Origin of the sequence: Coleofasciculaceae cyanobacterium (genome assembly GCA_036703275.1) — a bacterium.
Taxonomy (GTDB): domain Bacteria; phylum Cyanobacteriota; class Cyanobacteriia; order Cyanobacteriales; family Xenococcaceae; genus Waterburya.
The window spans coordinates 114,028-125,100 of record DATNPK010000053.1; the positions used below are offsets into that span (position 1 = coordinate 114,028).

The following is an 11,073-nucleotide window of genomic DNA, read 5'->3' on the forward strand; positions in this document are numbered from 1 at the left end:
ACAGCTAAATGGTAAATAATTATGATGGCGCAGTTTGTGTTGTACGGCAGGAGAAAAACTTTTGCAGCTATTTAAACTAAAAGAGTGGACAGGAAACTACCGAGGAGACTTATTAGCCGGTGTTCTGGTGGCTCTGGCCTTAATTCCCGAGGCGATTTCTTTTTCCATCATTGCAGGAGTCGATCCCAAAATAGGACTCTATGCTTCTTTTATTATTGCCATCATTACAGCTATTTTTGGTGGTCGCCCAGGAATGATCTCCGCTGCTACTGCTGCTACTGCTTTGTTAATGTATCCTTTGGTGTCATCAGTAACCGAAAGTGGTAGAGATGGATTACAGTATTTATTTGCTGCTTCAGTGTTGGCAGGTATTCTCCAGCTATTATGGGGCGTAATCAAACTAGCGAATCAGCTCAAATTTGTTTCTCGCGCCGTGATGATTGGGTTTGTCAACGCCTTAGCTATCTTGATTTTTATGGCTCAGTTACCAGAAATAACGGGAGAAAATGCTTCTTTCGCCATCTATGCAATGGTAGCTGGTGCTTTGGCAATTATTTATTTACTGCCCCGCTTGACTACAGCTATTCCTTCTCCTTTAGTCGCAATTCTGGTAATTACGCCGATCTCGATATTTGCTAATAGCGGTGTTCCTACTGTTGGCGATCGCGGAGAATTACCCGCTACTTTCCCTGGCTTTAGCATTCCTCAAGTACCTTTTACCTGGGAAACGCTACAGATTATCTTTCCTTATGCGATCGCTATTTCTTTAGTGGGTTTATTAGAGTCTTTTCTAACTGCCAATGTAGTAGACGATCTAACTGATACCCCTAGTAATAAGAACCAAGAAGCCTATGGTCAGGGAATAGCTAACGTTGTCAGTGGTTTATTCGGCGCAATGGCTGGTTGCGCCATGATCGGTCAGTCGGTAATCAATATTAAGTCTGGAGGACGAACTCGTCTTTCGACTCTTAGTGCAGGAGTCTTTCTGTTACTTTTCATGCTGTTTTTGGGAACACAGGTGGAAAAAATTCCGATGGCAGTATTAGTCGCAATCATGATTATGGTGTCTATCGGTACGTTTAACTGGTCTTCTCTGAAGCAACTGCGCAAAATTCCTCGTAGCGAAACTGCCGTCATGATCACTACTGTAGTTATGACGGTCTTTTCCCACAACTTAGCGGTGGGAGTGTTCAGCGGTGTCGCTTTAAACGCGCTGTTGTTCTCCCGCAAGATTGCTCAGTTGGTATTTGTCGATAGCCTGATTGACCCCCAAAAAGAAAAGCGAGTTTACAACGTTGGTGGTCAGATATTTTTTGTCTCAGTTAATCAATTTCTCAACTCTTTTGGCTTTAAAGAAGACGTTGAGTCGGTCAAAATCGACCTAACTCATGCTCATTTATGGGATCAATCGGCGATCGCTGTACTAGATAAAGTAGTACTTAATTTTCGCCGTAATGGTGCAGAGGTTCAAGTGGTCGGATTAAATGAGGCTAGTGCAACTTTAGTTGATAGGTTGGCAGTACATGACAAATCAGACTCTCTAGAAGACTTAGCCAGTCATTAATGGTGCAATCTTGACATTTTCCAGCAAATTTAAGTGAGGGTCAACAATCGCTCAGCAAATAAGCACCAAAATAAGGACAAATCACAATTTTAAATTGAAAACATGACAAATAGACTAATAATTGTTTTGCAAGATCATTTAATAGCGATCGCAATTGGGGACTTAATCATTTAAGTTTAATTATTTTCTCATCCAAATATTTATTATTATATGCTCAAATTTTATAGCCGTATCTGTCAACAATATTTGTTGCTAAGATTAACATATCTTGGTCTTTGGTAAGACATAATCACTTGCTAAATATGTCAACATACATTCAATGTTACCTAATTTTGTTGTCAAAAAATAAAGTTTTAGTTGATATATTACCGTAGATATAAAAGCATAATTATGAAGCTCAGTATTGGTATTCTTGCTCATAACGAAGCAGATTCTCTGCCCATTTTGTTGCGTTCGCTGTGGCAGCAAAGCTGGCTGCAAGATCTCAATCGCGAAAATTTTGTGGAAATTATCGTTATTCCTAATGGCTGCACAGATAATACGGCAGAAGTAGCACAAGAAATTTTAACCAAGCTTGCCACAAAGGCAAATCCAGATTTACTTCAGTGGAAAGTTTGTCAAGTAAATGAACCAGGTAAAAGTAATGCTTGGAATTTATTTGTCCATCAATTTTCGGCTGACGATACTGATTTCTTCTGTTTGATGGATGCGGATATTCAACTATATGCTCCTGATACATTAGCCAAAATGCTAGACATATTAGTACAAAATCCCGAGTATTGGATCTCTCTAGATCGACCAATCAAAGATGTTGAATTAAAAAAGAATAAGAACTTTCTGGAAAAGCTTTCGGTAGCAGTTTCCAAATCTTCTAATGAAGGTCAATTATATATTTGTGGACAACTTTATTGCGCTCGCGCCTCAGTATTACGTAGTATGTGGATGCCAGCAGGTTTGCCCGTAGAAGATGGGTTTTTAACTCAAATGGTCATTAGTGAAAACTTTACCCTAAAAAATCCTACTTTTGACAAAAGAATTGTCAGGGTAACAGAAGCATCTCACATTTTTGCAGCTTACACCAATCCTTGGGAATTGATTAATCATGAGGTTAGAGTTGTCGTTGGTATAGTGATTAATAGTTTTCTAACTTGTTATTTCCAAGAAAGATGTAACCAAAAGCTAACAGCGGGTAAGCTAATTGCCAAAATGAATTCAGAAAACCATTTCTGGCTCAACGATTTTGTCAAAAATTCTATACCAAAAAGAAGCTGGTGGATTATTCCAATTTCTTTAGTTTTCCGTCGCTATAGGTCTTTAAAAAACCATTCTCTATTTAAAGCCTTGTTACGAATTCCGATCGCTACTTTGGCATTTATAGTTGACCTGGTTGTCTTTATTCGTGCCAATAGCAAGCTGCATGGCGAAGTGATTACCAATTATTGGTAAAATTGACGGTTAAAATATCTTCTTAGTCAGCTACTTAACAACTAATTGCAACTATCGTAGTATATGATGACATCCCATTAAAGATTAAGCTAAAAATGATGACGTTTATTTTTCTAAGTAGATCGCAACTTTTGTAGGATATCGTGGCTAATTGGGACTTGGGTAGATTTTGGCAGACCTTAACTTATTTTGAGATTATTCCTAAAATTGATTTTTGGCAACGGCTATTTCAGCCTAGCCAATCACAATCTAATCGACATACAAATATGGTAATTCTGGTAGCAGGCGCAACGGGTGGAGTTGGTAAACGGGTAACCAAAAAGTTACTCGCACAAAATTATCGCGTTAGAGCTTTGGTTAGAAACGCAGCCAAAGCCAAAGAAATTTTAGGAGAGCAAGTAGAGTTATTTGAAGCAGATATAACTATTCCCGAAACTCTCAATCCAGCAATAATGCAGGGTGTCAACGCGGTAATTTGTTGTACGGGGACAAAAGTACAGCCAGTCGAAGGAGATACACCAACGCGAGAAAAATATTACCAAGGGATTAAGTTCTATTTACCAGAGGTGGTAGATACACCTGAACTAGTTGAATATGAGGGAATTAAAAATTTAGTCCAGCTTGTCTCACAATACATTCAGGCTGCTACAGATAAAATAATTTTTGACTTTACTAGCCCTAGCTTCAATCTTAAAGAAATCTGGGGTGCAGTAGACGATGTGGTCATGGGAGGAGTAAGTCAAAGCAATTTTCGTTTATTAGACAATAAAGCGGTTTTTTCAGGTATTGTCTCTACGGATAACAATGGTGGTTTTGCCTCAGTACGCACTCGCAATTTTGAGCCCCCAATGGATTTATCAGATTATGAAGGTATTGAACTAAAAGTAGTAGGGGATGGAAAACGCTATAAATTTATTACTCGCTGCGAAGGTAAATGGGACGGGATAGGTTATTGTTATTCATTTGATACAGTTTATGACTTCGCGACCACTATTCGTATTCCTTTTAAGGATTTGATTCCCGTGTTTCGTGCCAAAACTGTTGAGTCAGCAACTCAATTAGATTCTGAAAAAGTTTACTCGATGCAGTTGATGTTAAGTAAGTTTGAATACGATGGCGAACTAAATCCCAAGTTTGAAGCAGGTTCTTTTCAGCTAGAGGTTGAGTACATCAAAGCTTACGGAGGTAAAGCCAAACCTCAGTTAGTTCAAATAAGTTCGGCAGGAGTAACTCGTCCTAATCGTCCAGGAATTAACTTAGAAGCAGAACCTCCTGCGGTGCGGATGAATGAGCAGCTAGGAGGAATCCTAACCTGGAAGCTGCGGGGAGAAGAAGCCATCAAATCTAGTGGTTTAACCTATACTATTGTTCGTCCCTGCGCCTTAACCGAGCAACCTGGAGATAAGACTCTCTATGCCGAACAAGGAGATAACCTAAAAGGACAAGTAAGTAGAGATGCCATAGCCGAACTCTGTATCCAGGCAATGAACTTACCCGAAGCGGTAAATAAAACTTTTGAAGTAAAAGAAGAACAGCAAGGTGAAACTAACTGGATCGAGCTATTTAGTAATTTAGAATCAGATGATTGATTGAAGTAAAATGCGATCGCCATTTTAGGAAATAATGTATTTATCTCTAATAAAGTTGACAATTTCTCTCTCCGTTTGTGAATAAGTAATTGTCAACAGCTTTTTGGCATCTTTTTGCAGTTGACTATAATCTATTTGTGATTCTAATTCTTCAATCTCAATCCCATCAAAAACTTCTTCCGCAGCTTGTCTAATTGCCGTGAATAATTTGTTTTGATAATGTTCATCCCATTCATATATATAGTTAGATTTTTTACCTGACCTATTCCTAATTTGAATCTGCGTTACGCTGTTGATGATTGAGTTACGCCAGCTACGAGTTACTCTTTGCTCTACTTGAATTTTAATTAAGTGAACCAGCAAAACTACCAAAAAACTTTCCAAGGTATTAATTTTATCTTGACGGCTTATAGTTTCTAGCTCATCAACAATAGCTAACGCAGCAATTAAATCTCCCTTGACTATTTGTTCTTTTAGTTCTAGTAATTCTTCCATGTTTAGACAATAAACACTAATTCACCGATCATAATTCTATTGTTTAACTACCAGCAAAACAGACTTTATCGGTCTTTGGATCTCATTTCCCTCTGAATCTACCCTGCCGTAAATCGCCTGACCATCATAATAAAGAGAAGCCGAACTTCCTCCATCAAGGTTCATTGCTTTAACCACCCCAAGGCTAGATAAAACATTAGCAAGTTCTGGAAGAGTTATACCCGAATTTAAGGGTTGATCTGGCTGCTGCGCCACCATCGCCAAAATCACATCACCTTTTTTAGTAATACCTACCGCACTTCTGGCATTTAAACTCTCATTAGCGATCGCATCACGAATCTTTTTCCCATCTTGATAGGCGATAAATCCTTCGGCTACGGAATTATCTTGAGGTAATAAACCAGGGCCTCCCCCTAAAGACTCAATTAAGGTACAATTAGTAGGTATGGGTGATAAATGTAGCTGAATATCGTATTGCGTCTTCGAGCCACAAGTGTAGCGACGAAATTCAGCACGATTAAATATTTTTCTTAGGTATTGCTTGAGATCGGGATTATCTACCAGCCTTTCATTAAAGCGCGGATCGACAATAATCTGGGATTGCTGAACAATAAAGGAAGTAGTCTTCTGATTTACGGGATCGAAATAACCACCGTTAATCGCCGCCACTATCTTATCCTGCTTATCTGAGGCAAATTCTGGGATAGCTTGTAGTTCACCAGATAGAGCAGGACTAACTAAATAGTTACTGTTGTGGGGAATAGTAACCGTATGAATAGTATATTGCGATCGCTCGATAGTTTGATAGTGGATCTGCTTATCCGATGTTGATTGAGCCTGAAAGCTTACGGCAAGAGATAAAACCATGCCCAAAAAAACTAAAGCTGTAATAACCCGTCCAGGCTGTTTCATATATAATAATTTTTTCTTACTAGCTGGCACTTTTATTAGGATAGTAAATCAAACCTACCCCAGCCTTATTTTCACGAGTAAAGATAGCTTTAGTAGCAATTAAGTCTTTGAGATGAATCTGAATCATTGAGATAGGACGATTGAGGATTTTATTCATTTCCTTAATTGTTATCCCTGTGCTTCTGGCTTGAATTAGCTGTAAAATTTGCTCCTGGGTACGAATACCAGGACTAGCACTAATAATATTTATTTCGATCACGAAATTACATTCCTTTGAGCATTTGCTGAAGCAATGTCAAAGATTGTTCAATATATCTAAGACAACCTACAGCTATCCCCGCAGTTATATCCGCTATGTTGATAAATGACGACTGAGAATATACCTAGAACAATTATTTTCATCCCAGCTTCATATTCTTGACTGCAACGATAATTAAAAAATTAACCATGAACGAACTAGAAATATCGGCTTTTGATCGCAAAATGATGCAAAACTGCTTGCAGTTGGCACAACGCGCAGCAGGAAGAACTTCGCCTAACCCCTTAGTCGGTTCAGTAATAGTTAAAAATGGTGAAATTATCGGTGAAGGCTTCCATCCAGGAGTAGGACAACCCCATGCTGAAGTATTTGCCTTAAAAAATGCAGGAGAACAAGCCAAAGGTGCAACGGTGTATGTAAATCTAGAACCCTGTAACCATTATGGTAGAACACCACCTTGTTCCGAAGCCTTGATTAAAGCACAGGTAGGCAAAGTAGTTACGGGAATGGTCGATCCCGATCCTCGTGTTGCGGGAGGAGGAATCCAAAAACTACGAGATGCAGGAATAGAAGTAATAGTTGGTGTCGAAGAAACCGCCTGTCGCCAACTCAATGAAGCCTTTATCCATCGCATACTTCATCAACAGCCTTTTGGTATTTTCAAATATGCTATGACTTTGGATGGTAAGATAGCTGCTACAACAGGACATAGTGCTTGGGTAACGGGAAAAGCTGCGCGACATTTAGTACATCAGGTAAGAAGTACTTGCGATGCGGTAATTATTGGAGGAAACACAGTACGTCAAGATAACCCCAACTTAACCACCCACGGCGTAAGCGAACATAATCCTCTGCGAGTTGTGATGAGTCGCAGTCTAGATTTACCCAGCGACTGCAACCTATGGAATACCGATATTGCACCAACAGTAATCTTCACCGAAAATAATAATAACTCTACACTGCAAAAAGAATTGAACACTAAAGGAGTAGATATTATTACCGCTGCTGCACTTACTCCCAAAATAGTTATGGAACATCTATACCAACAGGGAATATCCAAAGTTCTATGGGAATGTGGCGGAACATTGGCAGCAAGAGCGATCGCCGATGGTACAATTCAAAAAGTAATGGCATTTATCGCCCCCAAAATCATTGGTGGAACATCTGCACCATCTCCCATTGGCGATTTGGGTTTAAATCTGATGACTGATGCACTGCAATTAAAAGAAATTGAAATTCAAGCGATCGATTCTGATATTTTAATTGAAGGTTACATACGCTCATAACTGGAATACTTCGAGCAAAAATTAGTCATTTCTTTGTTCCTACTCTATTAGCGTGTCTAGGCTAAAATGCGGGGCTGATTCCCCCAAGCTTGGAAGTTAGGGGGCTGAAAATAATTCTTAATACCCAATAAATTAATTTAGACGCGCTACTAGTTTTTGTTGAGCTTGAAGATAACTTTTCAATTTTCTGCTAATTTTGTGCTTTTTGCTCATCCCACTGAAACATCTATTGATTTTATAAAATGAGCTGTTTTTTTGCCTTAACTACTGATGTTTAACCAGCTAAATCCTCCAAACTTGGGGGACTTTTAAACTTGGGTTGCTTAACTAAATTTTTTCTAAAAAGCTAACGGCTAACAGCTATTAGCTAATAGCTTCAAAACCAAAGTAATTTACCTGATATTTATCTCAGCTTTACCTGAAAATCAGTGTCTTCACGAATTTACACTCCTTAATTTTTCCAATTATATTAGGACGGTAATAGTATAAATGGAGACAATTGTAGGTAAAGTTAAATACTTTTAAATTTGCTAATAATACTAAATTATGTTCGCAGAGGTTACTTTTTAAATGCCCCCTAAATCCCCCAAGCTTAGGGGACTTAAACAAGTTTATGCTTGGTCATGAAACTGACTTATATAAATCCGATTTAGTATAAAAATTCGCTTAGATAGTAAATAAATATTTTTAGTTTGATATATAAAAAACTTTCCCTAATATGAAAAATAAAGAGGTTTACAAACTTTTAAAAAAAAATAAACTTAATTTAAATTCTGGTTTTACTTTAACCGAACTACTTGTTGGTTTAGTTATGAGTATTTTTGTCATTGGCGCGTTAGGCTTTGGTTTGATGACAGTATTAGGAACTACTCAAAGTGAAAATTCTAAAGTACAAGCTAGAACTGAAAACTCTCGTGCTTTAGATTTTATTTCTGATGAAGTTAGACGAGCTAGAAATATTGAAACAGATGCTACTGGTTCTGGTAAGACTTTTAATCCTAGTGTAGAAACTGTAGTTTTAGTACTAAACATTCCAGAAATAAGCTCTACAGGAAAAATAGTTTATTATCTCAAGTCCAATAGCGGTACAAATTGGAAAGGACCTCAAGTTTTATACAGATGGGGACCTCCATTAGACGCAAAGGGAAATTATACTACTGGAGCATGGGGCGAACAAGCCTTAATTGATGGTATCAATAATACGACTGTAGCCACACCTTGTACTTCTGGTGGAACAGTGACACCATCGACACCAGCTACTCCTACTGGTTTTTATGCTTGTATTACTGGTGCTAATACAGCGCAGTTATTTCTCACAGGACAAACCAAAACTGCTAGTGGCGTAAATAATGATAGCCAAACCAATGACACTCAGGTTGTAGCTAGAGCTAGAGAAACTCTTGGAAACAAAACAGATACAAACAATTCTGTTACTTGGAGTTTTAAAGACCTGGGGGGTAAATATGGATGTCAATCAGGTGTCGCGGATAGTAACTGGAATATGCAAACTAACTTTGGGACGAATACTACCAACCTAAATGCTGATACTACCTCCTGGACTCAAGATGTTAATAAACAACCCCAACCTATAGCAATTAATACTGCTCTACCGCTAGTGATCACTGCTACTCCTACTCCTTTTCCTTCTCCTTTTGATCCTTCAAATTGTAATAGCAGAGGAAATCCAGGTACGGGCAGTTTGGATCTTAATCCTTCTTCAGCGACTGTCAAAGTATCTCACGCCATAGATTTTGGTAACCCGATAACTTTTAATGGCGATTGCGACCCAAGTCTTGTGGGCTGTAGTTCACCTAGGAATCAACCAAGAGTTAAAGGCGATTTAAATCAAACTGTTCAATTTTTTAAAAAAGGTTATGAAATTCCCACGAATTATGGAGGTTACGATGCGAATAATAATGGAAATTTACTCGATCCAGGAGATCAGCCATCTTTAGGAAAGTTTTTGTATGACCAAGGTATGGCAATTCCTGTAAGTGGTGATCCTAATAGCCTTACAACAACGTTTAAAATTCCAACTTCTTCTTCAGAAATAGATAGTTTTTTGGCATCAACAGCAGCATCAAGTTTGACATCAGCACAGAGGAACGCATTCAAACTTTTAGGAGACGATCAGCGTATTATTGCTTTTGAAGTAGGTCAACTTTATCCTGACAGGAATAATGACGGTAGTGCGATTACTGGGAACAAAAATCCAGGGTTTGATCTGCAAGATAATATCTTTGTTGTCACATCAGATGTGTTTAAAAAGAAATTTGCTCCTAGTTGTTTTTCTGATGGTAAGTGCAATCCTAGTACGGGTAAACCCAACCCACAATAAGATAATAAAAGATTTGGTAAGTTGGGTTGAGGCATAAAAACTCAACCCAACCTAACTCATGAGTCAATAATTATTGTTTATTACGTTTTTAAGATCAAATTAAACTGTCTTTACCGCAGATTAATATTAGAGTAGGGGCGAACGGCCGTTCGCCTTTACTACAATGACAATAATGTGTTGTATTGTGTCTCGCTTTCTAATTAAATTGGTATGACACGGACATTACTAATTTTTTGGTTTACCAGTTCGTTTACTCTTTGATAGGGTACGCCAATTGCTAGGGCTAGTGCTTGCTGAGTAATTTGCATTGGCTCTAAAAACTCTTTAAGTAACATTTCTCCTGGATGAGTTGACGATCAATATTTGAGTATTTTCATAAACTAATTTTTAATTATAATTAACTATTTCTATAAGAGGTAGCTAAAGCAGAGAAAGAATCAAAAACCAATCCATTAAGCAATTTTATAAAACTTGGGTACAAAAATTAGTCTAGAGCGATCTTTAGCTAATTTTTGCTTTCTTTTATGAGGCATAGGGTTCTATTTCTATGAGGCTTTTTCCTAATTTCCTCTTTGCTTCCATCAATTCATAAGCATTTTGTAATCTCAAAAAATATCCTTCCGATAATCCAAAATAACGGCATAATCTTAAATCTGTATCTGCCGTTACTCTTCTTGTACCGTTGACTATTGCATGAATTCTATTTGAGGGTACGGCAATCACTTTAGCTAAAGCATTTTGACTCATTCCTATTTCTAATATAAATTCTTCTTTTAATATTTCTCCCACCGTCGGATTTTTTAACCATTGTTCATCGTCCATTTATTTCTCCTTAGTGATAATCCACAATTTCTACTTTGTTGGCACTACCTTGATTCCAGACAAAACATATTCTCCACTGTTGGTTAATTCTAATACTATATTTTCCTTTTCTATCTCCTTTTAACATTTGTAAGTGAGAATTCCCCCTCAAAGCGACGTAACAAAGTTTAGTAAGGGATGATAACGAACTAGAACTAGAGTGCGGATTATTTATCTAGAGTAATTCTATCATTATATGATATGATGGTAATAATGATTAGACAAGCACAGAAAGTACGAATTTATCCGACTGACGAGCAAAAGCAGCAACTAGCAGGTGCTATGGGTTGTTCTCGCTGGTGGTGGAATTTTGCTCTCAATAA

General features: G+C 37.9%; 11 protein-coding genes and 1 pseudogene. 6 read left to right on the forward strand and 6 right to left on the reverse strand.

The window, feature by feature from the left end; all coding sequences use genetic code 11:
- Nucleotides 1-61 precede the first annotated feature (61 nt).
- The 3 genes from V6C71_09895 to V6C71_09905 all read left to right on the forward strand — a co-directional run bounded on the left by V6C71_09895 (nucleotide 62) and on the right by V6C71_09905 (nucleotide 4,599).
- Nucleotides 62-1,564, forward strand: coding sequence for a SulP family inorganic anion transporter (locus V6C71_09895; GenBank protein HEY9768793.1), 1,503 nt, complete (start codon nucleotides 62-64; stop codon nucleotides 1,562-1,564).
- A gap of 390 nt (nucleotides 1,565-1,954) precedes the next feature.
- Entirely contained in the window at nucleotides 1,955-3,010 is a 1,056-nt protein-coding gene (locus V6C71_09900; protein HEY9768794.1) for a glycosyltransferase family 2 protein, read from the forward strand.
- A 143-nt stretch (nucleotides 3,011-3,153) separates the two neighbouring features.
- Nucleotides 3,154-4,599 (forward strand): CIA30 family protein, encoded by a 1,446-nt coding sequence (locus tag V6C71_09905; protein ID HEY9768795.1) that lies wholly within the window; start codon nucleotides 3,154-3,156, stop codon nucleotides 4,597-4,599.
- Between the two features lie 24 nt (nucleotides 4,600-4,623).
- Here the strand turns inward: V6C71_09905 and V6C71_09910 are convergent, their stop codons facing one another.
- The 3 genes from V6C71_09910 to V6C71_09920 are packed head-to-tail and all read right to left on the reverse strand — an operon-like array spanning nucleotide 4,624 to nucleotide 6,265.
- Nucleotides 4,624-5,094 carry a DUF29 family protein gene (locus V6C71_09910; protein HEY9768796.1) on the reverse strand — a complete coding sequence of 157 codons (471 nt, stop codon included), beginning with the start codon at nucleotides 5,092-5,094 and terminating at the stop codon, nucleotides 4,624-4,626.
- A 36-nt stretch (nucleotides 5,095-5,130) separates the two neighbouring features.
- On the reverse strand, nucleotides 5,131-6,006 hold the full coding sequence (locus V6C71_09915) for a phosphodiester glycosidase family protein (protein ID HEY9768797.1): 876 nt from the start codon (nucleotides 6,004-6,006) through the stop codon (nucleotides 5,131-5,133).
- A 19-nt stretch (nucleotides 6,007-6,025) separates the two neighbouring features.
- Nucleotides 6,026-6,265: a hypothetical protein gene (locus tag V6C71_09920; GenBank protein ID HEY9768798.1), complete on the reverse strand. Its 240-nt coding sequence runs from the start codon at nucleotides 6,263-6,265 to the stop codon at nucleotides 6,026-6,028.
- A 188-nt stretch (nucleotides 6,266-6,453) separates the two neighbouring features.
- Between V6C71_09920 and ribD the strand changes: the two genes are divergently transcribed.
- Together ribD and V6C71_09930 are read left to right on the forward strand one after the other, a co-directional pair.
- Nucleotides 6,454-7,551, forward strand: coding sequence for a bifunctional diaminohydroxyphosphoribosylaminopyrimidine deaminase/5-amino-6-(5-phosphoribosylamino)uracil reductase RibD (gene ribD / locus V6C71_09925; GenBank protein ID HEY9768799.1), 1,098 nt, complete (start codon nucleotides 6,454-6,456; stop codon nucleotides 7,549-7,551).
- A 718-nt stretch (nucleotides 7,552-8,269) separates the two neighbouring features.
- Nucleotides 8,270-9,889 (forward strand): type II secretion system protein, encoded by a 1,620-nt coding sequence (locus tag V6C71_09930; GenBank protein HEY9768800.1) that lies wholly within the window; start codon nucleotides 8,270-8,272, stop codon nucleotides 9,887-9,889.
- Nucleotides 9,890-10,089: 200 nt separating this feature from the next.
- Here V6C71_09930 and V6C71_09935 read toward each other — a convergent pair.
- The 3 genes and pseudogenes from V6C71_09935 to V6C71_09945 all read right to left on the reverse strand — a co-directional run bounded on the left by V6C71_09935 (nucleotide 10,090) and on the right by V6C71_09945 (nucleotide 10,838).
- Nucleotides 10,090-10,230 (reverse strand): annotated as a pseudogene (locus V6C71_09935) (hypothetical protein).
- 181 nt (nucleotides 10,231-10,411) lie between these two features.
- On the reverse strand, nucleotides 10,412-10,711 hold the full coding sequence (locus tag V6C71_09940; protein ID HEY9768801.1) for a HigA family addiction module antitoxin: 300 nt from the start codon (nucleotides 10,709-10,711) through the stop codon (nucleotides 10,412-10,414).
- A gap of 10 nt (nucleotides 10,712-10,721) precedes the next feature.
- Entirely contained in the window at nucleotides 10,722-10,838 is a 117-nt protein-coding gene (locus V6C71_09945; protein ID HEY9768802.1) for a type II toxin-antitoxin system RelE/ParE family toxin, read from the reverse strand.
- Nucleotides 10,839-10,963: 125 nt separating this feature from the next.
- Here V6C71_09945 and V6C71_09950 point away from each other — a divergent pair.
- A partial coding sequence (locus V6C71_09950; GenBank protein HEY9768803.1) for a helix-turn-helix domain-containing protein occupies nucleotides 10,964-11,073 on the forward strand: 110 nt, incomplete at its 3' end.

Coding starts and splice junctions, on each gene's coding strand:
- V6C71_09900 (HEY9768794.1), top strand. CDS start 1,955: ATGAAGCTCAGTATTGGTATTCTTGCTCATAACGAAGCAGATTCTCTG.
- V6C71_09910 (HEY9768796.1), bottom strand. CDS start 5,094: ATGGAAGAATTACTAGAACTAAAAGAACAAATAGTCAAGGGAGATTTA.
- V6C71_09915 (HEY9768797.1), bottom strand. CDS start 6,006: ATGAAACAGCCTGGACGGGTTATTACAGCTTTAGTTTTTTTGGGCATG.
- ribD (HEY9768799.1), top strand. CDS start 6,454: ATGAACGAACTAGAAATATCGGCTTTTGATCGCAAAATGATGCAAAAC.
- V6C71_09930 (HEY9768800.1), top strand. CDS start 8,270: ATGAAAAATAAAGAGGTTTACAAACTTTTAAAAAAAAATAAACTTAAT.
- V6C71_09940 (HEY9768801.1), bottom strand. CDS start 10,711: ATGGACGATGAACAATGGTTAAAAAATCCGACGGTGGGAGAAATATTA.
- V6C71_09945 (HEY9768802.1), bottom strand. CDS start 10,838: ATGTTAAAAGGAGATAGAAAAGGAAAATATAGTATTAGAATTAACCAA.